The following is a 24,938-nucleotide window of genomic DNA, read 5'->3' as shown; positions in this document are numbered from 1 at the left end:
GTGAATTACAGCTCAAAGTTTTTTCTGCTGACACAGGGTTGTCATACTAACTTCTTTGATTAGCGTAAAATTTAAACACACGCATATGCTAGTCAAAGAAGTTAAACCCATCAACTTTATTTTTTACAGAACCGAAACAACGGTGGACAACCTTATTAATCTTGTTCCTATCGCAAAGGAATTATTTAAGGAAGCTGTCCAATTGCAATTACACATTACAGGGCCGATTCATTGGCATTATTTCGGGTTCACCGACAATCAAAAGCCGTTTACGTTGGAAATTGCGTTGCCTGTATCGGCAATCGTTCCCGACTATGATGGTAAACTGCATTTTAAAAGATCGGAGCCATTCAAATGTGTTACAACAATTCACGAAGGTGGCTGGAATGAAATTCCGTCCAGTTATAACAAGATGATGCAATTCATTACCAAACACAAAATGGAACCTTCGATGATGAACAGGGAAATATATATCAACTCCGATTTCCAAAACCCTGATGCAAATGTAACCGAGATTCAAATCGGAATTTATTGAACAGTACGGTTTCTGGATCGCCTCCTTCGAATCAGTTTTTCCAATTCGACAGCCCAGAACACTATGCTCGAGACGGCTGCTGTAATAAGAAGTTCTGACCACGTTAATGGAGCTGTCTTAAATATTTTATTGAAGAAGGGCACGTAAATAATCATCATTTGCAGCATAACTGTAATGAGCAGTGCGAGAATCATTGGTTTGTTGGAAAACACGCCCAGGGCAAAGGTTGATCGGTGAGAAGAGCGGATAGCCATGACATGGCCAAGCTGACTAAAGCAGAGCACGGTAAATGTCATGGTTTGCCAGTGGTTATAGTCATTGTTTATGGCCCACGCCTGTATCCCCATCGTTACTATTCCAATGAGAAATCCAATAAATAAGATATGCCATCCCATTCCTTTTGAAAAAACACTTTCACCCGGAGGCCGGGGAGGACGGTTCATGATATTTTTTTCCGAGGGCTCTGAAGCCAGCGCTAAACCCGGCAGTCCATCAGATATAAGATTCACCCAAAGGATGTGAATCGCTAGTAACGGTATGGGTAAGCCTACCAGTGGTGCGAGGAAGAGGGCCCATATCTCCCCAGAATTTCCCGTCATGATATACTTAATGAACTTAAGAATATTGTCAAATATTCGCCTACCATGTTTTACAGCGACGACAATCGTGGCAAAATTATCGTCCAACAAGATCATATGCGCTGCCTCTTTTGAGACCTCAGTTCCATTTATACCCATCGCGATACCGATGTCTGCATTTTTAAGTGCTGGTGCGTCGTTGACCCCATCACCTGTCATGGCCACAAAATGATGTTTTGATTGTAGCGCACTGATGATACGGAGTTTTTGTGCCGGATCTACCCGGGCATAAACACGAATATTTTCAACCTTTGAAAGAAACTCTTCGTCATTCATCTTTTGAAGTTCCGGCCCGGTGAGCACGATGTCTTTTTCCGAGGCAACGATGCCCAGACTTTCTGCTATTGCTTTTGCGGTGAGTTTATGATCACCGGTTATCATCACGGCACGGATACCTGCACTCTTGCATTCAGCAACTGCTTTCCTCGCTTCTTCGCGAGGCGGATCAATCATTCCGGCGAACCCAATGAATGTTAAAGAAGTCTCTATCTTTTCAGGCGTAAATTCAGCAGGGGATTGGTCAAATATCCTAATCGCATACCCTAAGGTTCTGTAACCTTTTTCGGCCATTAGTTTAACCTGGAGTTCCAAATCCGGAATCAATTTCTTCTCTTCCTCTTTTAATTTTCCGAACAAAACTTCAACAGCGCCTTTTACGATAGCGATAACCCCTGATTCGGTTTGATGAAGTGTCGTCATGCATTTCCTATTTGAATCAAAAGGCAATTCAGCTAAACGCTTAAACTTTCGTTCCAGGGCAAACCGGTCATGGTCATTTTCCAAGGCATATTGTGCTAATGCAACTTCAGTTGATTCACCTACCCATTTATTTTCTTTGTCCTTTGTTACGTCGTTATTTAATGCAATAGCATGAAGCAAAACGTTACTTCCTAATCGATTGCTCAGTTCATCAGTTGTTTTCTTTTCTTCATAAATTTCCTGAACAGTCATTTTGTTTAATGTCAAGGTGCCTGTTTTATCGGAACATATGTAGGTAACGGACCCGAGTGTTTCTACTGCCGGAAGTTTACGAATGAGCGCGTTATTTTTTACGAGGCGTTTCGCACCCAGGGCAAGCGCAATGGTGACGAGAGCCGGCAATGCTTCCGGAATGGCCGCGACCGCCAACGAGATTGATGTTAGGAGCATAACAGACCATGGCTGACCGCGCAACCAACCGACTAGAAAAAAAACGACACATAAGATTAATATGATGATCGTTAAACGCTTTCCAAAGGCATTCAACTTTTTCTGAAGAGGGGTCTTTATTTCTTCCGTCTGGATCATCTTTGCAATTCGACCCAACTCCGTATTCATGCCAGTAGCCACCACGTATGCAGAAGCACGTCCATTCGTAACATTTGTACCCTTATATCCCATGTTAAGCCGGTCTCCCAGCGGATAGTCACCTTCAGGTAGCGGTTCAATATTTTTTTCTATGTTAACAGATTCGCCGGTAAGAGAAGATTCATCTACCTTTAATGTATATGTTTCTATGAATCGCACATCCGCAGGAATGATGTTGCCAACCTCAACCAGAATTACATCTCCAGGTACCAAATCGGCGGCATCTATTTCGATAGTTTGGTGATCACGTTGCACTCGCGCCTGACTGGCTGCCATACCTTCTAATGCTTCCATTGCCTTCTCAGCACGCCATTCCTGGACCAGCCCTATGACTGCGTTAATAATTACAATAGCCAGGATAACAATCGTATCTGTCAAGTCGCCTATGAAACCAGACACCACAGCTGCAGCTACCAATACCAAAATCATGAAATCGGTCAGCTGACTTAATAACATGCTGATAATGGTCTTTTTCTTTTTTGCTTCGAGAAGATTTTTCCCATGTTTCTCCATCCGCTGTTTTGCCTCCATGGTGCTTAGACCCGCCGGGCTGGTTTTTAGTGCTTCTGCTGTTTCGGCAATTGATTGTGAATGATAATTCATAGGAACATTAAAATATAGAAGGCTGACAATTATAGCCAGATATTGTTATGATTGGTTTGCCGATTTCTCACATTATTTGATGTTAGAAAATTTCACAACATGTAAAATTCGCGCCTTTGTTGCTTTAACTGGCTAGATACATCCTGAAAATTTCAGAAACGCACCCCTTGTTTTTTGACAGCGCGAAATAGTCCCTGTTTCGTTTTCGGGACTGATTCACACGAATGCACTCACAATCCAAGCCTGGTAAGAGGCGGCAGCAAACCTTTTCGGAAAATTTTATTTTCAAACGCGTTCTGAAGTAAACGCATCTAATACATTACAATATTTGGTTAAATGGCGTTTTCTCTATTTAGATTTATTGTGAAAACAGTACAAGGCCAATTTTAATTTTGGAATCGGTCTAATCGGGTTAGGGGTATTGTTATCGTGACAAGGTTTTTAATTAACCTAAACATATCCCCTATGAAGAGAATTTCTACTCCTCCAATTCTCAGCAGTGCTTTCCTTATTTGCCTAGCAGCTTGCTTTTTTCTCAGCGCATCGGTCCTTGCTCAGGAACGTGTCATCACAGGTACCGTAAAATCTGTTGAAGATCAATCCGTAGTAGCAGGTGTAAACATTGTCGTCAAGGGAACTACGATCGGCACCATTTCCAGTGGCGATGGGAGTTATTCACTTAATGTTCCGGAACAAGCTGAAACTTTGATTTTCACTTTTATAGGATTGGCTCCTAAAGAAGTTTTGATAGGAAATCAATCGGTGATTGATGTCGCTATGGAGACCGATATCAAACAACTTTCGGAATTGGTTGTCACGGCTTTCGGATTAGAACGTGAGAAGAAAGCACTGGGATATGCCGTTCAGGAAGTAAAAGGTGAAGACATCGCAAAGACACCAACATCCTCTGTTGTAAACAATCTCTCAGGTAAAGTGGCTGGTTTGCAAGTGGCCACCAATGCTGTGCCTGGCGGAAGTCCCGAGTTTGTACTTCGCGGCTTTTCTTCGGTATCCGGAAATAATCAACCGCTTGTTGTTGTTGATGGTGTTCCTATCGCACAGACCGTTAACTCCAGAAATTTAACCAGTAGCGAAGACGTTACAAGAAATGACCCGAATTTTAATCGCAAGCAAAATCAACAGTATGGCGGTGGAATTTCAGAAATAGATCCCAGTAACATTGCAAGCATTAGTGTATTAAAAGGACCTTCAGCCGCTGCGTTGTATGGTTCCCGTGCTGCTAATGGTGTAATCCTAATAACGACAAAAAGTGGCGCATCAGGTAAGAAAGGCATTGGAGCTGAGGTTAACTTTAGCGCAACTTTTGAGGAGCCGCTAGTCAAACCCAAATTCCAAAATACGTATGGTGGGGGCTCTGGTTATTTAACCTGGTATGCTGATGGTTGGAGCGGTACTGTCGATGGATTTAAAGGTTCAGATGGAACTGATGAAAGCTGGGGATCACCTATGGATGGACGATTGGTACGCCATTGGTGGTCAGGTAAAGAAACTGCTCCGCTGGTGCCGGAGCCAAACAACTGGGAGCAATGGTGGGAGACTGGTAAAACATTCAATACCAACGTTTCGATTACTGGTAATAACGAATTTGGATCCTTCAGATTTTCTGCTGGCCAACTCAAACAAGACGGCATTGTATACAACAATGACTACTATCGGAATAATTTTCGGTTAAATGCTTCTTATAATTTCACCGACAAATTAAAAGTCACTGTTTCCGGCGAATATGTAAAGTCGGGATCAGATAACCGGGCTTTTTCAAGCTCCAGTAATTTTATCTGGCATCACCGTCACACTAACTTCAATCAGTTAAAAAATTACCGTCAGTATGAATCTGTTCACATTCAGCCCCCAGGCGATACTGAACCACCAAACTGGCAGCATACATTTTTCAGCAATCCATATTTTGAACAGGAGGTTACGGTGTCTCCAAACGAAAAAGACCGCTTCCTTGGAAATGTCGCTGTCAGTTATCAGCTCACGACATGGCTAAGCGTTCTGGCCAGAACGGGAACCGATTTGTGGACCGATACGAGAATCGTGGTAGATCGTTACGCGCGCACCAAAGGTGGTTCCTTCAGAGCGGGACGTTATAGCGAAGAAGTACTGCGGAACCAGGAATCCAATTCTGATTTCATCTTAAAGGCTGATAAAGAGTTCAAAGACTTTTCATTGGTGGTTCAGCTCGGCGGGATACACCGTACGAATTATTTTAAAAGTAATTATACGAGAGTCAACGAGCTTACTATCGATCGGGTTTACAACCTGGGAAACAACGCTAGCCCTAATCTAAATGAAAGCGCGATAGCCGAATCGGAAATGAATAGCTTATTCAGCGCTGTGACGTTGGGTTACAAGAACGTGCTCTTCCTTGATGTTACAGGTCGGAACGACTGGTCCAGCACATTGCCGAAGGAGAATAATTCATTCTTCTATCCTTCGGCTGCCTTGAGCGCTGTTGTTTCCGAAATGGTTCCTTCTATGTTCAACAATGTAATCTCATTCTTAAAATTAAGGGGGAGCTGGGCCAAAGTAGGCAGCGATGCGCCACCATATTATTTGCAACAGGTCTACAACCCAAAAGGGCTATGGAACGGAAGCATACCTAAGTTTTCTGAGAGCTCTCAAATTTACAACAAAGACTTAAAGCCTGAATATACCACTGGTGTGGAGGTTGGAGCAGACATCCGGTTTTTGAATGGACGAATCGGGTTGGATATTAATTATTATGATCAAGCCACCAAAGATCAAATTCTCGCCGTGGATATTTCGCGGGGATCTGGATACACGGGAAGAATCCTTAATGCTGGTAAAATTACGAACAAGGGCATTGAAATTTCATTGAGCGGAACCTTACTGAAATTTGCAAATGGTTTAACATGGGATGCCAGTGTCAATTTTGCCAAAAATGAAAATGAAGTCGTTACGCTTGCCGACGGCCTGAATTCATTGGTTTTGTGGACACAACGTGGGGCATCTCTTGAAGCACGTGTAGGCCAGCCGTATGGAAACTTGTACGGAAATAAATTTGCGCGTACCGAAGACGGACAACTCATCTTCCGAAACGGTTATCCTTATAACCTTCCGGGCCAGCATGTCATTGGAAATATCACACCCGAATGGACGGGTGGTGTATTAAATGCCGTAAGCTTCAAAGGTATAACAGTGAGTGCACTTATTGATATCAAAAAGGGTGGGGACATCTATGACATGGGAAGCAGCCTCGGTCGTCAGAATGGTGTACTCGAAGAAAGTCTCGATGGAAGAGAAGAAGGTGTTATTGGTCTCGGTGTCAAAAATATTGGCTCTGAGGAATCTCCCAACTTTGTACCAAATGATGTAGTGGCCTCCACAAGAACCTTTATGACCTATTATAGTGGCAGACAATATCACGAGGCCGCTATTATGGATGGAAGTTATGTAAAACTAAGAGAAGCAAGTATCACGTATACACTACCTGCTAAATGGTTTGATAAAAACTTCCTCCAGTCTATCAGTATCTCCGCAGTGGGACGAAACCTTGCCATTTTCCACAAGAATGCACGCCATATAGATCCTGAAGTAAGCAGCGCCGATATGGGATTTAACAGCGGCCAGTTGCCAAGCACCAGAAGTATTGGCTTTAATGTGAACGTTAAATTTTAATCCTAGCAATATGAATCCATCTATCAAAAATATCATCATCGCTTTGGTAATGTTGACCGTTGTTGGGTCCTGCACAGGTGACTTCGAAGATCTCAACACAAATCCCAACAAACCAATAGAAGTCACTCCGCAGTATTTATTGCCACAAGCGTTGCAAATGTCTATCGACAACTATTGGGGGAATAAAGCCCGAAACGAACGTATCAATTTTGATCATGCGATGTCGTGGGTGGGTTATCTCACCCGAAACATTTATGAAAACGAAGGCGATAATTATAACGTGCAGCCATCTGTCAACATTAAAAATTGGGAAGTATTTTATGCGGATGCGCTCATTAACTATCAGAAAATTATTGAAACATCTGACGCTGAATCTAAAAGCCCGAATCCCAACTATGAGGGTATTGGAATTGGCATGCGTGCCTGGGGATTTTCTTTGCTGACGGATGTCTGGGGTGCTATTCCTTACAAATCCGCGCTTTCAGGAACTTCGGATGAACCTGTGTATTCGCCGTCTTATGATTCTCAGCAGGAAATTTATGCGGGTGTTATCGAAGACTTAAAAATTGCCAATGAAAAACTGAATGTTGCCGGCTCTCCAATCAAAGGTGATATCCTGTTTAGCGGTAAAATTATTCTCTGGAAAAAGTTTTTTAACTCTTTACGATTCAAGTTGCTGAACAGGCAAGCGCATCTGGTACCTACTTCCGCCGCAGACATGCAGGCCATGATCGATGACCCTGCAACATACCCTATGATTGATAACAAAACTGAAATCGCTCAGCTGAAATATGGTGCAGTTCCCACAAACAATCCGTGGAACGACATCTTAATTCAGCAAGGCCGTACAGACTGGAATATCAGCAGCACTTTTGTAAACAAGCTCGAGGCATTAAATGATCCGCGCCTCGCGGTCTACGCAATACCCGGTAGTCTTGCCGGTGGTGTTATTTCTGGTCACCCCAACGGACTGCCTGGTGAAGTTGCAACAAAGTATTTGGGATATAGTGCGACCATCAATCCTGCTGTGTTCGCCCAGACGACTTCACCAGCGGTTTTAATGAGCTACGCCGAACTGCTTTTTACCCAGGCAGAAGCAGCGCTTGAGGGAGATATCTCCGGCGATGCCCAAGGGTTGTTTGAGGCTGCCATCACTGCAGCCTTCGATCAATACGGTGTTGCTGTTCCTGACGGTTACATCGCGCAATTGGGTGGTGTGTCAAAGGAAAACATCATGACGCAAAAATGGATTGCTTTATTTGGCCAGGGCATCGAAGCTTGGACTGAGTATCGCCGTACTGGCTTTCCTGTCATGCCTGCACCCGATCCTCAAGCGAAATTTCAGAATGATGGTGTGCTGCCGACACGGCTGGTATACCCGTCCACTGAATATTCACTGAATGACGCACAGGTAACCGCCGCCGAGGCTCTCAATGGCGGCCCTGACAATATGAAAACTAAACTCTGGTGGGTAGAAAACTAAAAATCGAAATGTTATGAATGAAACAGCATCAAAAGTACGAACCAATTACATCCTGATACTGCTTGCGGCAATGATCATTGTAACCTTGTCCAGCTGTGAAGATGTATCCGACATGGCAGTCAACAAGGTTGCATCACCAGTCTTATTAGATGTTAAAAGCACTGGAGCTAATGAGATCACGGCATATTTCTATGAACTAGACAAGACCGGAATACTGGATCATACGGTAGGGATAGACTCGCTTCCCGTGTCAGATCTGGCTGTTGAGGTGTTTGCGGCGAGCACTCCTGTGGGAGTATTCACCACCAATGCTGAAGGAAGCATCAGTGTTTCATACGAGGGGACAAAACCCAATGAGTATGCCGGCAGCTACAAAGGCATCGCATTCAGAATTAAAAAGTAACCTGTAGGTGGCAGGTCACATTGCAACAAATGGTCTTCACGCTTCTACCTAACCCGTAAGCGGAAGATCATTCTGTTGCTCTTATGTCCCTTGCCCGAAACATTCTAAATAAAAATAATCACTCTAAAACCCCCACAACATGGCAACAAAAACTTTTAGCAGGCGCCAATGGATTAAGAACAGTTCAATTGTAACCGGATCACTGGCGCTGTTATCCGGTAGCCTTACCGATGTATTGGCAGTTCCAACATCGCTTACAAAATATGTTAGTACAACTGAGACGATGTCTGGTGAAATGCTCAGACGACAAGCCATGGCTGAAATAAAAGCGAGACTATCAGCCAATGAAAATCCTTTTGGGCCATCTGAAAAAGCAAAGAAAGCTTTGATTGAGGCGATTAATAAAAGTTATCAGTATCCGATGAAGACCTTAACGGAGTTGACTGAAAACATTGCGACATATGAAGGCCTTAAGCCCGAAAACATAATGTTGGGAGCCGGTTCTGGCCCATTGCTTCAGGCTGCAGTTGTTCATTTTGGTAAGATGGGAGGGAACCTGATCAGCGGTGACCCAACGTATGGAAATATTCCTAACGATATGACAGAATATTTCAATACTACATGGAAAAAAATACCGCTTACATCTGATTACAAGCTTGACCTGGACGCCATGGAAAAAGCAATAGATGATAAAACCGTTTTGATGTATGTATGTAATCCGAATAACCCAACCGGTACAACTGTAGATGCTGCGAAACTTAAAGCTTTCTGCGAGCGGGTTTCTAAGCGTGTTCCTGTTTTTGTTGACGAAGCGTATATCGATTACATGGAAAATCCAAAGGAAGCATCTGTGATGGAGTGTATTCGCAAAGGAAGCAACGTAATGGTTGCACGTACGTTTTCAAAGCTGTATGGATTTGCAGGGTTAAGGGTAGGTTACCTGGTGGCACAAACGCCGATGTTGGAAGCGATGAAACCTTTAACGAAAGGAGCGCGCTCAATCTCTGCTACATCAGGTAGTGCCGCCCTCGTGAGTTACAATGACGCTGAATTTCTACAAGCAGCCTTAAAAAGCACTACTGAATCAAAGGAATTTTTATATAAGGTATTGAAGAAACAAGGGTATGACTACATTCCTTCGTCAACGAACTTTGTCCTATTTCCAATCAAGATGGATGGAAAGAAGTTTGTGGAAGAAATGATGAACCGTGGTGTGAGCGTCCGTTACTGGAAATTCAATAATCAGGATTGGTGCCGGGTGAGTATTGGACTGATGGAGGAAATGAAAACCTTTGAGGCAGCATTTACCCAGATAGCTTAAGTTCCATTAGTGCAGAAATATATTTCTGCCATGATCTGCAGGTTGTATAGACCTAGAAGCTTTTGCTGATTGTCTATACACCTGCAACCTATCGTCATTATTTCCCCGTAACTTTTTTTCTTCATGAATTCAGCTGTCATAAAAACACTTTCTTTACTCCTGATGATTGCCATCGGTTTTCTGCTCCGGAATAAAATTAAAAGCAAGGAGCAAAAGGAAGGAATAAAAACAATCATATTAAGTCTTGCATTGCCAGCAACAATTTTTATTGCGCTGCTGAAAATTGAATTTGAGCCTTCCATGATTTTCATTCCTATTCTCGCTTTGGCTTTTAATTTGATTCTGTATGTACTTGTTGAAAAGCTGCCACTTCGGTCAGCTTTTGACGTGCCGGTTTCCCAGCACCGCGCAGCGATTTTATTACTTCCTTCTTTAGCGCCGGGTTTGTCGTGTTTTCCATTTATTTTAGAGTACAGCGGTGAATTGCCGTTCGCGATGGCGGCATTAGGTGATATCGGGAATAAAATTTTTGTATTGATTATTGCATATCTCGTGGCGATGAAATGGTACTTCACTAATCATGCACTGACTGAACGCAACAGCAAATCGAAAATAAAAGACTTGTTAAAAGCGCTTGTGGAAGAGCCGGTAAATATGGTGATTGTAACGGCGATCATAATGTTAGCCTTAGGGTTAAATTTCGAGTCTCTTCCGGGGTTTATTACGATGAATGTGGATCGCCTTAGCATCATGATGACTCCTTTAGTATTGCTATTCATCGGTATTTCCATGAAACTAACACGGCAGCAAGCCAAGGTTATTTTGTCTTTTCTTTTTTTCAGATCTGGTATGGCTTTTCTCCTTAGCGGTGTGCTGTTGATGTTTTTGCCTGTGCAAGACACCGCCATTGCGCTACTGATAGTAGTTTTTCCTCAAAGCGCTTGCAGCTTCTGGCCTTTTGCACACATGGCCGCCGTCAGTGAATTAGAACGGAAGTCTGACGTTGGAGGAAATAAGATTTTTGATTTAGAGTTTGCTATGAACATCCTTGCGTGTTCATTACCATTTTCAGTAATTCTCATTTTAGGTATCTATTCATCCGGAGCGTATTTCACCGGTGTAACCAATAACTTTATTTGTGCGGCCCTTTGTTTAAGCTTCGCTTCTATACCGGTATTCTCAAAGGCGCGCTTTATTAAATTATATAAAAGTAAGGTGCTTCAGGTGCTGCGAAGTTTTTAATGAACTTGACTCAAAATAATACGATTCATTAACCTAAAATAACAAAAGCTGGATACGTCCAGCTTTTGTATTTGAATGAATATGTTTTGCCAATTCGCCTGTGTCGAAGCGTTATTGAGTCACTGGTTTTGAGCCCAGTTGCTTTAGCAATCGTCCGTGACCCTGAAGTGCTCCAAGAAATGTTCGTGCACTTTTATAAGGTAACCCGAACTCATGTGCAGTCTTTTTAACAATGGGGGAGATCTTTCGGTAATGAACATGGCAAACATTCGGGAATAGATGATGCTCAATTTGAAAGTTCAAGCCGCCAACGTACCAGGAAAAGAATCTGCTCTTGTTTCCAAAATTTGTAGTGGTTCTTAATTGATGCACTGCCCAATTGTCTTCAAGGGAGTAGTCTTCATTCGGTAGTGGAAATTCAGTTCCATCAACGACATGGGCAGGTTGAAAAATTATTGCCAGAACAAACCCAGCGATGTAATGCATGATAAAAATTCCTAAAAGGATTTGCCACCAAGGCAGTGAAGTAAATATTAAAGGAAGTACCAAAATGTATCCTACATAAACGAATTTAGTAAGGATTAGAATAGACCATTCTTTAAAAATATTCGCTTTATGTTTTTTTGCCATTCCGTTCTTCTGATACTTGGCAAGACGTGTAAAATCTTTTACCAGCATCCACGTGAGTGTCATGAGTCCATAGATGAACCAGGCATACCAGTGCTGAAATTTGTGAACAAATTTCCAGTCTGTATGCGGCGTCAGTCGTAAGATGCCCCGTGGGCTTATGTCTTCATCATGATCGTGCACATTTGTATATGTATGATGCAGAACGTTGTGCTGCATTTTCCAGTTGAATGCATTTGCTCCAACAAGATTTAAGGAATAGCCAATTACGTTATTGATCCAATTTTTCTTGGAATAGGCTCCATGATTTGCATCATGCATAACTGCGAGTCCAATGCCGGCGAGTCCAATACTCATGACAATAACAGATGCAAAGAGTGCTAGAGGCGCCGTAATAATTCCTGCGAGAATAAGACCGTAGGGCAAAAAATATAATAGAAACATCAGAATGGTTTTTATTACCATTTCTAAATTTCCATGACGATTAATTTGATTTGCTTTGAAATACTCATTAACTCTATGGTTTAAGGTCGATGAGAAATCAAGATTCGTACGTGCGAAGGTTAAAGATTTTACTTTCAAGAATATGACGTTAATGGAAAGATTAATTCTATGGACTATCAAAAGAACGAATAAGAAAACAAATTAATTCAAGGCTGTACCTTTTATTCGGTTCTTGACAGTTTCGTGCGCTGGATATAAATGAAAAAAACCACGTAAAGTGGTTCTTTCTTAACTATAACAAATGTCTTATTAGTTTTCTACTAGCTTAACATTTACCGCATTCATACCTTTTTTTCCACGTTCTTCTTCGTATTCAACGACATCATTTTCACGGATCTCATCAATGAGACCTGAAGAATGAACGAAGATGTCTGTGTTTGAATTGGTTGGTTTAATGAATCCAAATCCCTTGGTCTCATTAAAGAATTTTACTGTTCCTTGCATTATTTATTTAAATTAAAAAAAAACACTTCAATGGGTTAAGTGTGCTTAACCGGCAATTAATTATTCAATTATGATTTACAATCAGAAAATGAATGAATTTATTAAGGAAGGTCGTAACAACAAATCTTGAGGCAGGTAAGTGTTGACAGGCACTGTTCTTAAATTGCGCTGCAAGCTAGTCATTTATTAGATCCTAACCTAATCATTGTTGGGTAATATTCTCAAAAATGTCTCTTAAGTGCGAATCGGGCAACAACAATCCACAGAACCGAACTCCCCATTATGGATTTTATTACACAAAAAATGTTGTCGCGTGGTCTTAAAATGTGATGGCACAATTTTTTTGATAGTAATCAAAAATGCATATCCAGACCGTTAGTCGAGTTTGGTATCCTAAATAAAAAATTATGATAGAAAATAAATATGTCTTAATAACCGGTGGCACGAGTGGCATCGGCTATGAACTAGCAAGAGTATTTGCTGAAAATGGATATAACCTCGTGCTTGTTGCACGCACGGAAGATGACCTGAATATTGTGGCCAACGAATTTCAAGGTCTTTATGGAATTCGCGTAATGACAATAGCCAAGGACTTATTTCAACCTTTTTCGGCTTTTGAACTGTATGATGAAGTAAAAGCAAAGGGTATCACTATTGATATTCTTGTCAACGACGCCGGACAAGGTGTTTATGGACGATTTATTGAGACGGATATTCACCAACAATTGGATATCATTCAATTAAATATCTCGTCCCTAACTGTATTAACATACTTATTTTTGAAGGAGATGGTAGCGAGAAACGATGGCAAAATTCTGCAGTTGGCTTCCATTGTTTCAGAAATACCCTCACCGTTGCAAGCTGTATACGGTGCAACTAAACAGTATATTCTTTCTTTTACAGAAGCACTGATAAATGAAGTAAAGGATACAAATGTAACGCTTACCGCACTTCAGCCAGGCGCGACAGACACCGATTTCTTTAACAAAGCAGGAGCACAAAATTCAAAGTTGGTTACTGATCAAAAGTTAGCCGACCCCCGCGAAGTTGCCCTAGACGGTTATAACGCTTTGATGAAGGGTGATGACAAAGTTGTCTCCGGATTTAAGAACAAGGTACAATCAGTTTTGAGTAACATTCTGCCAGATACCGTGCTCGCAGAAAATATGAGAAAGCAATCTGAGGAAGATAAATAGTAAATTGAATATTCGATGTTTGAGGTTTTGCCTTAAACATCGAATATTCAAATGGAATTAAGATTCAAAGTTGCTAACCTTTCCCGCCAAGTTTATTTTTTTTACAGGAATTTGTCCATGGGCAACTGTCAGCGATACTTTTCCATCCGTTAAGGCTACGGTCCCAAATCCAGTGGCCGTAGAAAGAAAGGAGGCGAAGTCGCCTATTTTTGAATCTATATGCAATACTTTCTCTACGGCGTCATATCGCACACCTGTTAAACCTTGAAGCAATCCATAACTCGAAAGGGCTCTTGCATACCAGTGGCCACATTCATATTCGTTGAAAGGATTCCGTTTTGTGCCATCATAACGGTCGCGGCATGCGCGCACAATTTCTAATCCTTCCTTTACATTACCCATAAAGATTAAGTGCGAAGCAACCTGGTATTCAATGCCAGTCCATACTTCGTCGCTATAAACAAATGGGAGTGACAGCTTTCCCCCTTTCGGCCACGAACACAGTAGCAAACCTCCTTCATTCCCTAAGGCGAACGAGGGTCGCTGCGGATTGGCATGTTCACTCAAATCGCTCTTGAAATTATACTTGTAAACAGCCAACAAATGACTTTTGATCTTATTTCCATCGAAGGGATCATCCAGTCCGGCAACTTTAGTAATCCAGGCACCTAGGACCCCGTCTGAAAGACAGCCCGTTCCATATTGATACTTAGGCCCTTCCTTTTCCAAAAGTTGTCGTGCTTCATCAGAGTAATGTCCGCCCATCGACTTTTCTGAAGCCAAAATAGGATTAGGAGCATTGAGTCCTTCAACTTGAATTTTCTGATAAAAGTACTCGCCGTTATAAAGTTCTGTTTCAATGAATTTTTTTCCTTTCTCTAACAGGTTTTGATAAACAGCAACATCCTTAGGTTTTTTTAAGAACTTACCCATTTGGATGATCGCCGTTAAAGCGCCCAGGTAAAAAGACGTACACATGCCATCCGGTCCCCAAAATTCAATATCATAAGTGTTATGGTGTGGTTCTTCAATAACACCTTTTCCTTTTGGATCCCAGGTGCTAATACAATAGTCGAGACTTTTCTTCACCATAGGATACATCGTCTTAAGCCAATCGTTATTTCCATAGATGCGCCAGTCGCGGTACACTTTCATAATGCCTCCAAGCTGACCATCGGCAGCAGCATAAAAGCTGTGATCTACGGGCCGGATGGGTAAGGCAGCTCTGAAAGTTTGATGTCCTGACTTACTTTGATTCTCGCAAAATTCAGTGTGGCGAAGTGTCCGTTCAAGCGCAGGAAACAAATGCGGAATTGCTTGTGCATAGTTCCAAACATGCGTGCACGATCCATGACAACAGCCCCATGCGTCGCCACAGCCTTCATAGTTCCAGAGCCGACCGTCATGCTGACGCATAACGGTTGGTGATTTCAGAATGGTGAGGTTAGCAGCTATGGCCTCCGTTACTTCCGGTGGTAATGAATTTGCATAGAAAGTGTCACTGAACAATGTCGATTTTGTAAACAAGTCATCGTAATTTTTTGTCCAATATTCGCTTATCTCTTGAATGTTCTTGAACCTACTGCTATACCAGGGCTTATAGTTTTCACTGTTATTATATTGATCAACAGCTTTTGCGCCTAGTGACTCCGATGTGGCACAGCACCCTGAACTGCCGTCGCATTTGTCTTCCTCTTTTGCATCACCGCCATGCCGCATATCTGAAACCGGCACATACCATCCCATCATGACGGCTATAGTTTTTTCCTCGCCCGCGTTAATTGTGAATGGCACAAATAAGGAAGCGCCTGGTGCGCCTGATTCCACGGGATCGACCTGTTTTATTTCACCTTTACGAATTGCTTCCCATGTCATGGTGAGGGGATCGAACCAGCCGCCTCTAAACCAACAATGGTCTACTATCGTGTTGGATGCGTCAGTAAAGATCGCAAAGTCACCCTCATCGTGTGGGCGGCTTTCAGTTCCCGCCTGGGAAAGGATAAAACCATTGGGTATGGATTGAATATAATTTTTTCCTGCTTTGTTCTTTTCCTGATCGGCCTCTTTTGGCTTCATAAAGTTTTTGCTGTGAAAGGAGAACACGCATTCAACGGACTGCCTACTGATATTTTTAAATTTGTAAGCCAGCGCTCCGACGGGCAAACTGGAATTGTCAGCATCATTTGGAAAAAATGGACTCCACCCAGTAAGTTCTATTTGTAAGGGGTAGTCGTTTTCCTGAAGGGAAATAGTGGCAAACGGAAACCGCGCCAGGAATGTGGGGTTTTCAAAACGTGGTAATCCAAAAATAGAACCGCCAGCGCCGTTGCCAGTATTCGGTTGGCCAAAACTTTTCCACTCTGGAACGGGTCCTTCAATAACTTTCGCACCGTTTTTAATTCCTTTAACTGAAATGGCTCCAAACATTCCCGGCTCGTTAAATACATCGGGTTTGCTGCGAACAGACATATGGGAAATGGCGCCATTTCCTTCCAGGCAAAACATCCCAGCCCCCATGCCGCCAATTGGAAAGGCTACGCGTTTCAGGAATTCTTTGTGATAGCTGCCGTTATACACACGACCTTCTTGTTTAAGGATTGGCTTTGTCGCCGTCAAACCGTTGGCGGCACTACCATCTTCTCTCGCAAGCAAAGCCGCAGGCATGACAGTGGCAGACACACTACCAACGCTAATTTTTTTCAGGAATGAACGTCTGTTAGAGGTTGTTTTCATGAGTAATTCATGTTGATAAAGTTGAATATACTTTTAATTATGCAGGATGTAAATACACACTTTTAAACCATCCGAAAGTTTTAATTTGATAGCTTTAGACCTTATACGCAATTACGGCACGGGAAAATCGCTGTGACCGAACAGGGATGATTAACTTAAAGGAATTTAATTCTTTTTTTGCAATGTTCTTCCAAAGTTCTTTTAATGCAGAATTGAATTTTTAGATTCGATTGAGTAAACGGAACATCGCCGTTTAATTTTTATCTTGAATTGATTTTTGATGGGAATGACTGAAGTAAAAATTTTTGACGAAGTTCTGGAATTGTGGCCTCAAAAGGCTGTGCGTTGGAAGAAGAAGAATGTTCTTTTTATTGCTGACCTCCATCTCGGTAAGATAAATCACTTTCGTAAGTCGGGAATCGCCGTCCCGTCTAAAGCAAACGAACGCAATCTTGAATTATTAATTGATCTTTTATACCTGACGCGGCCCGAACGTGTCATCTGCCTTGGCGACCTGTTTCACAGTCATTACAATCCAGAGTGGGAAGTTTTTGGAGAAGTGGTAAAACATTTCACAAACATTTCTTTTGAATTGGTCTTAGGCAATCATGATATTATGAGTCGCGTACAATATAGCCGCAAAGGAATTGTGTTGCACGATACGTTGCGCCTCGATCCATTTATTTTCACGCACCACCCGATGACGGAAATCGAGATGCAATGTTACAATATCGCCGGACACATACATCCTGGCGTAAATCTCCGGGGAAAGGGCAAACAATCTGTTACCTTGCCATGCTTCTATTTTGGTGAATGCTCGGGCTTACTTCCCGCTTTCGGGATGTTTACTGGTTTAGCTAAAATCTGGCCCAAAAAAGAAGATAAGGTATTTGTTATTGTGGAGGAGAAAATTGTAGAAGTGAAGGAATAAAACGATCGACACTTTTTGAGTATTCCAAAATATTAAAAGGAAATCGTAGGCTGTAGGCACAGTTGAATAGGATATGAGAAGCACATTACTTTTTTTGCTAACCGTCGGTTTTTTAACGGCTAATGCCCAAGACACAACACGTCTTTCATTAATTTTCGCAGGTGATGTTATGGGACATGATTCACAGATTGCGTCGGCATACGACCCTGTGAGGAAGAAGTATGATTACAGTTCTTGTTTCCAGTTCATGAGGCCCTACTTAGATTCTGCGGATCTTGCAATCGGAAATCTTGAAGTAACCCTGGCAGGTCCTCCATTCAAAGGTTATCCTCAATTCAGCTCGCCGGATGCACTGGGTACTACCTTAAAAGATATTGGATTTGACGTTTTGGTAACGGCGAATAACCATTGTGTTGACAGAGGACGGAAGGGTCTCGAACGGACAATCGATATGCTGGATAGTTTTAAGATTGCACATACGGGAACGTTCAAAGATTCTCTTTCAAGGATTAACGAATCGCCGCTGTTTATTGAAAAAGGCGGGTTCAAGCTTGCTGTATTGAATTATACTTATGGTACAAATGGTATTCCGGTAACGAAACCCAACGTTGTTAATCATCTGGATACAGCCATTATGCGACAAGACCTTGCCGAAGCAAAAGCTGCAAGACCGGACGTCATCATTGTATTTACGCATTGGGGAAATGAATATGAAAGCCTGCCTTCCAAATGGCAAAAGGCTTTAACTGAATTTTGTTTTAAACACGGAGCTCAATTAGTCATTGGTGCGCATCCTCATGTGATTCAACCGATGGAATGGCGAAAAGATAAAAATCAATTTGTAGCCTATTCGTTGGGCAATTACATTTCAGGACAACGTAAACGCTATACAGACGGAGGCGCCATGGCCTATCTCGAACTTCAAAAGATTAGTTACATAGCTGATAGTGCTGTGACTACCATCGACAGCGCTGGATATTACCTGGGTTGGGTGTACAGAACGGCTGATGCTAACAAGGATTATTACTTGATTCCTGTTAATGATAACGACAAAGAGAATTTAAATTTCATTAAAGATGCTGAATCAAAAGCTGCGGTAAAGGTGTTCGTTGAAGATTCCAGATTGTTGTTTAGAAAATACAACAAAGATGTGGAAGAAATGAAGCGGAGACCTAAGGGATATTTGACGCGAACGCCATTAACTGAATAGTGAAGTGCTAATACCCCATCGTTCGCAGATCAGGAGGCTTCCTTCTTATTCAAAATGTAAACTGCTGCGATCCCTAAAATTCCACCAATCATTGTGTGCATTTGTATGATCTCTCCCAGAAAAATCCACGAGCCCAGGGCAGCAGAAAACGGCACCATAAAGATAAAACTACTGGCCTTGCTTGCACCAACCTTTGACGTAGCGACAAAATAAAATGTTGTAGCCAGCGACGTCGTTATAGTTGCACTAAAAAAAAGATTTCCCCAAAAAGTAAAATCGCTCTTGCTCAGGGTCTCTGAAGATGCACTCCAACCCGACAATAAAAACATCAGCAGCGTGCTAATTCCGTACATCCAGAAACTGAAAGACAGAGACGAACCGTAACGTGTAGCTCTTGCGGTGAAACGACTTAATATAGCCCATGTAAATGACGCCAACAGGAAGAAAATATTTCCTGCCTTAAATATTTCACCTGCTTCCGTAATCAGCTTTAGTAAAACGACCCCTGCGATAAGCCCCAACGTCAATCCAAAGAATTCATTTCGTGTTGGTTTACGTCCAGCCCAAACCAGACTCATCGCATACGTGATGATGGGATTTAACACGGTCACCAGTACACCACCGGCCCCAGGCTTACCTAATGTGAGACCTTTGAAAAAAAGAAAAGTATAAAGTGAAATCAGTGCCGCCGCAACGAAAAGATCAACATAACCATTGCGGCTTATTGACATCCGTTCTTTCATGAAGTAAAGTATAACCACCAGGGAAAGAAACGTCACTAAAAACCGGAGAAATGAAATGGTAAGTGGATCTCCGTAGTTGGAAAGGATTTTTCCTGAAGTCCAGCTAAAACCCCAGCAAGTCATGCTCAATATCATCCCGATGATGAATATTTTATCTTCAGAATTACCTTTTGTCATACCGTCGTGAACAGGAGCTTAACTTCAAGCATAGCACCATAACCTTATCTGCGCCTTTTTTTCTTTGGAGGTCCACCGCCTTGGCCTGAATTAAAAATTACTCCGATTGAAAATTCAAGTCCTGTTAAATCGATTTTGGCATCAGCATATTCCACCTGCTTTGTTTCAAGGGAGGCGTTTCCTCCAATATAACTTCCTTTCAGTGGAAATTTGGAACTACCCATCAAGTAATTCGTTTCTAACGAAATGCCTACCTGTTGCGTTACATAAATGGTGAGTTCAGCGCCGGCGTGATATCCCCACCCTGGTTTGTTGTCGTAAGAGAAATCACTATTAGCAACTTGCCAATTTTCATATTCCCGGATGGCGCGGTCAAAGTTTCCATAATTGATTTTCTGGCCAAATCCATAAAATCCGAAGACTCCACCCTTTACGTCGAATTCAACAGCGGAGCCTTTGAGTGAGAAAACGATTTCAGCAGGAACCAGAATGGTAAAGTTCGGTCCCACCAATGCTTTTTTGGATTCGAAAGGGAGATCTTTTATATTCAAACCTGACATCCGATAAAGCGATGCGCCAGTCTCAAGTGCGATAAATCGATTAAGATCAACACCTAATCCACGAATTGAAAACGGACTGATAGGTGTGGAGAAGTCACCATTTTTTGGAATGAAATAAGAAAAGGATAATCCGAACTGCTGACCGTTAGCCGTTACGTTAAGCAACAGTAAAAAAGCTATAAGGCCTCTGCGAATTCCTAAATCTTTTTGCAAGATGGTTTTGTTGAATATCATCATGCCGTGATAATGCCTGCATGAAGTAAATAACCTTTCAGTTCAGCTAAGAAATTCTCAATATCTGTTTTGTATAAGTCACCGAGCACCGATAGCCGAAAAGTTGCCTCTTTAGCTCCTTTTCCCGGATAAATGGTGTACCCGCGTTGGTATAGGTAATCATGCATAGCATCGAAGTTGTATCGGGGACTGCTAGGCTCTTTGATCGCCAATAAAATTTTTGATTGATACTGGTCTGGCAAGAGAAATTCAAAACCTAATTTTTTTAGGCCGCTGCACAACACATTCCAATTCTCCTGATACCGGTTCCAGCGGTTCGCCTCACCCTCTGTAAAATATTCGTCAATGGCTTGCCTTAGTGCATAGGCCACCTGCACGGGTGGCGTAAACTGCATCTGACCCGTTTTTTCAAAACCAACATACTGGCTATACAAATCAAAATAATACGAACGCTTTTGATTTTTTAATTCCGGTAACAGTGCCTTCTTGAAAATCACAAAAACCATTCCGGGCATTCCCTGAATGCATTTGTTTGAGGATGAAATTAAATAACCGGCACCCCATCTTTTGACGTCTATGGGGATCCCGGCGTATGAACTCATACAATCCACAATTACTTCTACCCCAAACTTTTTTGCCAAATCGCATATCGCCTGGACAGGATTTAGTATACCAGTTGTTGTTTCGTGATGCACAACAGCCAAATGACTTACATCCTTATTTTCCTTTAAGAGTTTTTCAACATGATTTACGTCGGGGAAATCACCATAGGCAACTTTATATGAAACAACGTCAATCCCATAGGTTGAAGCAATGTTTGCCATTCGCGCTCCGTAGGCTCCGTTGTCGATGATCAAAATTTTTTTTTCTTTCGGTACCGCAGAGGTAATGGCAGCTTCAAGACCTCCGGTGCCACTTGCTGTAAACAACGCGGCGATGTATTCGTCTCCGCCATGCACAACTTTTACCAGGTCTTCTTTGATGGAATCTAATAGTTTTCCAAAATCTTTTTCACGCGGACAAATATCTTCAACCACCATGGCTTGCTTTACGGTATCTGTTGTGGTAGCAGGACCAGGGTTCAATAAAATTTTTCGAGCGACTTGCTTCATGCTAGGTGCGTAAGTTTAACCAGACCCAATATACTTTCAGGACTGAAAAAGTTTTGAAAATAAGAATAGCAATATTGATCGATAGATATGTGGTTAGTACCCCGAACACGTAGTGGGTATACGGAAATGGTGGTATGTATAATGCTAAAAGAATTATTGGTGTTAGATAGTCCGTTGAACGTTCGTTGCCATCAATCAAATGACCGTGCATAATACGGCCGATGTAGAGGCTGCAATAGAGTGTTAGCAAAACAAATAGTTGAAAGCTGCTGAAGAAGGGAGCAGCTAAAATGCCAGCGACAGCCGATAAACATGTAAACATCCAGAACCCCGACTTAACATCGGGCGTACGTTTCCAGGTTTTATATAACGTGATGACTGCCCCTAATGAAGATAAAATCAGCACGAATTCGATGACCGTGTAATCTTCAAAAAGTGGATACGTAAAAATCGCATAGATGGGCTCAAACGCCGACATGGCGATAAGTACTGCGGATAGTAATACGCCTTCAAGCGATCCAACCGGCTCAAAGGTTAGCCATCCCGTTTTGAACTGCTCGTAAAAAACGGTCATGTGCGCCCAATAAGAAACTACGATCAATCCAACGATTACTGGCGTGTGAGTAATTCCAAAAACTACAATCATGGTAAATATGATTAAGCCGTTGTTAAATGCATCCAGGTAATGATCACAAAATTCTCCTAATGCTGAACCAGTTCCGGTCCGTTTTGCTTGCATTCCGTCGAGATGATCTCCGATTAAGTACAGGATAAATGTTGCTGAGATCAGAAATGGTGTGGCTTTACCAAAATGTTGTGGGTTCAACGCCAGGTATAGACCAAAATAAACAATACCATTAGAGATAAACGTGATAATATTTGCGGGTATAACCCAGGGTACAAATCGAATCATCGGTGTTATGATCCAACGTTTAAAAGCTGGGGTTAACAGAGAATAGTCATTACATCGGTATTGATACGGTCTCATCGCAGCAAAAGAAGTGAAATAAATTTTGAAATAGGGTTAATGCTCGCGTTTATTTTATCTGAACATTTCACATGTATTATTTCCATTGCGAACTTCCCTAATTCACCGTCAGCCGGTTTTCGATTAGCCTGTTGTTATATTGTTGAATGATCGCCTTAATTTTCGGTTCCATCTGTTCAATAACTTCAGGTTTTTCGTTCCTCAAATCATGCGTCAACATTTTATCCTGAACAAAGTTGTAAAGCCCGATAGTCTTTTCTCCATTGAAGGTAAGCAGATATTCGCCCTGATATAGGTTGTATGCATCGTTGTAGTTAAAGGCAATGGGTTGCAGTTTCTCGCGAAAGATATCTCTTCCAAATGCTACATACGGTTTATCATAATGGAGGTGCCCCAACACTGAAGGCATGATATCAACTTGTGCCGCGATCTCGTTAGTATGCCCCGCTAAACTATTATCAGGTTTGAAAAAAATGACAGGTACCGAATAGTATCCCCAATTCGTCCGTGATTCATCAAAAATAATATCCGATGAACAATGATCTGCTGTAAAAACAAACAAGGTGTTTTTATACCACGGCTCTTTCTTTACAGTGTTAAAGAACTCTCGGAGCGAATGATCGGTGTATTCAATGCATTTCAAAATAGGCTTATCTCCACCCTTAAATTTTCCTTCGAATTCCTGAGGCACTTTGAAGGGATGATGGGAACTGACCGTAAACAATGTCGCAAAAAATGGTTTTTTAAATTCATTGAGTTTGTCGGCAAAGAAGGGTAAGAACTTATGATCCCAGATTCCCCACAAGCCATCGGAGTCATCAGAATTGCCATATTCATCCATACCATAATATTCTTGAAATCCTGCCAGTTGCGTAAACCCAGTATATCCCATTGCACCATTCGGATGCCCGATAAAAAAAGCAGTATGATACCCCTTGTCTCCCAACGTTGTTGCCAGACTATTAAACTTATTGGTAGCGTAAGGCGTCAAGACGAATGGAACACCCAACGTAGGTAAACTCGCTAAAGCGGAAGGCGGACCATCAATTGATTTTCGTCCATTTGAAAATGAATATTGAAAAGTTCTGCTGTGCTGAATCAATGAATCCAGAAAAGGTGTGTATCCTTTATAGCCAGGTTTATCTTTATTGAAAGCGCCGAAAAATTCCTTCGAAAAACTCTCCAGCAAAATAACCACAACATTATCTGGGCGAAACGCAACGGTGTCTTCCGGTGTATGCACAGGATTGAAAACGGAGGCTGCGGCTTCGTCACTTTCAAAATATTTTACTTTTTGAATTTTAGTTTTTCCAATCGTTCGGAAAACAGAAAATGGCGTGTTGAGCACCAGGTTTGTTTCGCGGGGATATTTTACATATTCGCCAGCATTGCTAAGTGTGATTGGTCGTGTGCTATGCTTGAAGCCGCCGCGAACACCGCCGATGAACAGGTATGCTACCATTGGTATGGCAAGGACTCCCGCACTGTAGTAAGCAATCCGGTTCTGCACCATGGGCCCTTCAACATGTATCCGTTTGTAAAGAAATACCATCAGCCAATAAATTCCGACAGCAAAAACGGTAACATACCAGTAGTCCAAAAGAAACCGAAAGAACAGATTACCCGCCCCAGGACCTTCTTCAAATTCATTAAAAATGTCGGCGGTGGTTCTTCGCAGCGTGAACTTGTAATAAATGAAGTCAGCGAGGTTGGCGGCGATGCCAATGCCATTCAGAATGAAAAACATAAACTTCAACATCGCCTGGTAAACCGAGTTGAACCGGAAGTCAAAAGGGACAAGGTGCAACAGTATAAAAAGTGCATTGATATACAAGACCGCCGTCATGTCAAACCGAAGTCCGCCCCACATGATTCTTAGAAAATGAACCACAGTCATTTCGGGGAAATAGGTAGTGTTGTAGATGTAAAAGCCGACCCTGCAAAGCGTAAATAACAGCATTGCCAGCATGAGGCGTAAAAACAGAACCCAATATATATTGCCTTTCAGGCGGACGTCCTTGAAATACTTCAAAATGTGCATATCGTCATGTAAAAGTGGAGCGTTACCCTTACCTCAAAAATTGAAAGCACGAACATGAGTCAGGAAAAAATGATCTGATAAACCGTATCACGAACTCTCACAACGCAAAAAAAGTAAATAAAATTCTAAAATAGGCTGGGAGGTAGGTTATTTTAAAGGAAGATGATCAAGATATTATGATAAGGTTGTATTTTTGGCCGCAT

General features: G+C 42.0%; 18 protein-coding genes. 9 read left to right on the top strand and 9 right to left on the bottom strand.

What is annotated here, in order from left to right; genetic code table 11:
• Positions 1-85 precede the first annotated feature (85 nt).
• Positions 86-535, top strand: a complete 450-nt coding sequence (locus P2W71_RS26565; protein ID WP_276374468.1) for a GyrI-like domain-containing protein — start codon at positions 86-88, stop codon at positions 533-535.
• On the opposite strand, the gene P2W71_RS26560 is transcribed toward P2W71_RS26565, so the two are convergent.
• Positions 529-3,123, bottom strand: coding sequence for a calcium-translocating P-type ATPase, PMCA-type (locus P2W71_RS26560; protein ID WP_276374467.1), 2,595 nt, complete (start codon positions 3,121-3,123; stop codon positions 529-531). The two genes, P2W71_RS26565 and P2W71_RS26560, sit on opposite strands and share 7 nt — an antisense overlap.
• 465 nt (positions 3,124-3,588) lie before the next feature.
• Here P2W71_RS26560 and P2W71_RS26555 point away from each other — a divergent pair, with 465 nt between their 5' ends.
• From P2W71_RS26555 to P2W71_RS26535, 5 genes are all read left to right on the top strand, one after another.
• Positions 3,589-6,786, top strand: a complete 3,198-nt coding sequence (locus P2W71_RS26555; RefSeq protein WP_276374466.1) for a SusC/RagA family TonB-linked outer membrane protein — start codon at positions 3,589-3,591, stop codon at positions 6,784-6,786.
• Between the two features lie 10 nt (positions 6,787-6,796).
• Positions 6,797-8,269, top strand: a complete 1,473-nt coding sequence (locus P2W71_RS26550; RefSeq protein ID WP_276374465.1) for a SusD/RagB family nutrient-binding outer membrane lipoprotein — start codon at positions 6,797-6,799, stop codon at positions 8,267-8,269.
• A 13-nt stretch (positions 8,270-8,282) separates the two neighbouring features.
• Positions 8,283-8,672: a hypothetical protein gene (locus P2W71_RS26545; RefSeq protein WP_276374464.1), complete on the top strand. Its 390-nt coding sequence runs from the start codon at positions 8,283-8,285 to the stop codon at positions 8,670-8,672.
• 139 nt (positions 8,673-8,811) lie between these two features.
• Positions 8,812-9,993, top strand: coding sequence for a histidinol-phosphate transaminase (locus P2W71_RS26540; protein WP_276374462.1), 1,182 nt, complete (start codon positions 8,812-8,814; stop codon positions 9,991-9,993).
• A gap of 123 nt (positions 9,994-10,116) precedes the next feature.
• A complete protein-coding gene (locus tag P2W71_RS26535; RefSeq protein WP_276374460.1) occupies positions 10,117-11,235 on the top strand; it encodes a permease in 1,119 nt (372 codons plus the stop codon).
• Positions 11,236-11,346: 111 nt separating this feature from the next.
• Here P2W71_RS26535 and P2W71_RS26530 read toward each other — a convergent pair whose 3' ends face one another.
• Positions 11,347-12,306 carry an acyl-CoA desaturase gene (locus P2W71_RS26530; RefSeq protein ID WP_276374458.1) on the bottom strand — a complete coding sequence of 320 codons (960 nt, stop codon included), beginning with the start codon at positions 12,304-12,306 and terminating at the stop codon, positions 11,347-11,349.
• Positions 12,307-12,615: 309 nt separating this feature from the next.
• Positions 12,616-12,813 (bottom strand): cold shock domain-containing protein, encoded by a 198-nt coding sequence (locus P2W71_RS26525; RefSeq protein ID WP_276374662.1) that lies wholly within the window; start codon positions 12,811-12,813, stop codon positions 12,616-12,618.
• A 404-nt stretch (positions 12,814-13,217) separates the two neighbouring features.
• Between P2W71_RS26525 and P2W71_RS26520 the strand changes: the two genes are divergently transcribed.
• Entirely contained in the window at positions 13,218-14,006 is a 789-nt protein-coding gene (locus P2W71_RS26520) for an SDR family oxidoreductase (RefSeq protein ID WP_276374457.1), read from the top strand.
• A gap of 57 nt (positions 14,007-14,063) precedes the next feature.
• Here P2W71_RS26520 and P2W71_RS26515 read toward each other — a convergent pair whose 3' ends face one another.
• The gene (locus P2W71_RS26515; protein WP_276374456.1) at positions 14,064-16,739 is read right to left on the bottom strand and encodes a GH116 family glycosyl hydrolase; all 2,676 of its coding nucleotides are present in this window, start codon (positions 16,737-16,739) and stop codon (positions 14,064-14,066) included.
• Between the two features lie 286 nt (positions 16,740-17,025).
• On the opposite strand from P2W71_RS26515, the gene pdeM reads away from it, so the two are divergent.
• Together pdeM and P2W71_RS26505 are read left to right on the top strand one after the other, a co-directional pair.
• Positions 17,026-17,670: a ligase-associated DNA damage response endonuclease PdeM gene (pdeM, locus tag P2W71_RS26510; protein ID WP_276374455.1), complete on the top strand. Its 645-nt coding sequence runs from the start codon at positions 17,026-17,028 to the stop codon at positions 17,668-17,670.
• Positions 17,671-17,743: 73 nt separating this feature from the next.
• Entirely contained in the window at positions 17,744-18,880 is a 1,137-nt protein-coding gene (locus P2W71_RS26505) for a CapA family protein (RefSeq protein ID WP_276374454.1), read from the top strand.
• Between the two features lie 29 nt (positions 18,881-18,909).
• On the opposite strand, the gene P2W71_RS26500 is transcribed toward P2W71_RS26505, so the two are convergent.
• From P2W71_RS26500 to P2W71_RS26480, 5 genes are all read right to left on the bottom strand, one after another.
• Positions 18,910-19,800 (bottom strand): DMT family transporter, encoded by an 891-nt coding sequence (locus P2W71_RS26500; protein WP_276374453.1) that lies wholly within the window; start codon positions 19,798-19,800, stop codon positions 18,910-18,912.
• Positions 19,801-19,844: 44 nt separating this feature from the next.
• Positions 19,845-20,573, bottom strand: a complete 729-nt coding sequence (locus tag P2W71_RS26495; protein ID WP_276374452.1) for a hypothetical protein — start codon at positions 20,571-20,573, stop codon at positions 19,845-19,847.
• Between the two features lie 20 nt (positions 20,574-20,593).
• On the bottom strand, positions 20,594-21,706 hold the full coding sequence (locus P2W71_RS26490; RefSeq protein WP_276374451.1) for a 2-aminoethylphosphonate aminotransferase: 1,113 nt from the start codon (positions 21,704-21,706) through the stop codon (positions 20,594-20,596).
• A gap of 1 nt (position 21,707) precedes the next feature.
• Positions 21,708-22,619: a CDP-alcohol phosphatidyltransferase family protein gene (locus P2W71_RS26485; RefSeq protein ID WP_276374450.1), complete on the bottom strand. Its 912-nt coding sequence runs from the start codon at positions 22,617-22,619 to the stop codon at positions 21,708-21,710.
• Positions 22,620-22,791: 172 nt separating this feature from the next.
• Positions 22,792-24,735, bottom strand: coding sequence for an alkaline phosphatase family protein (locus P2W71_RS26480; RefSeq protein ID WP_276374449.1), 1,944 nt, complete (start codon positions 24,733-24,735; stop codon positions 22,792-22,794).
• Positions 24,736-24,938: the final 203 nt, after the last annotated feature.

Source organism: Chryseolinea sp. H1M3-3 (genome assembly GCF_029360725.1).
In the GTDB taxonomy this organism is placed as follows: Bacteria; Bacteroidota; Bacteroidia; order Cytophagales; family Cyclobacteriaceae; genus Chryseolinea.
The sequence above is the reverse complement of the archived record's forward strand: the minus strand, read 5'-3'. Positions and strand labels throughout refer to the sequence as shown.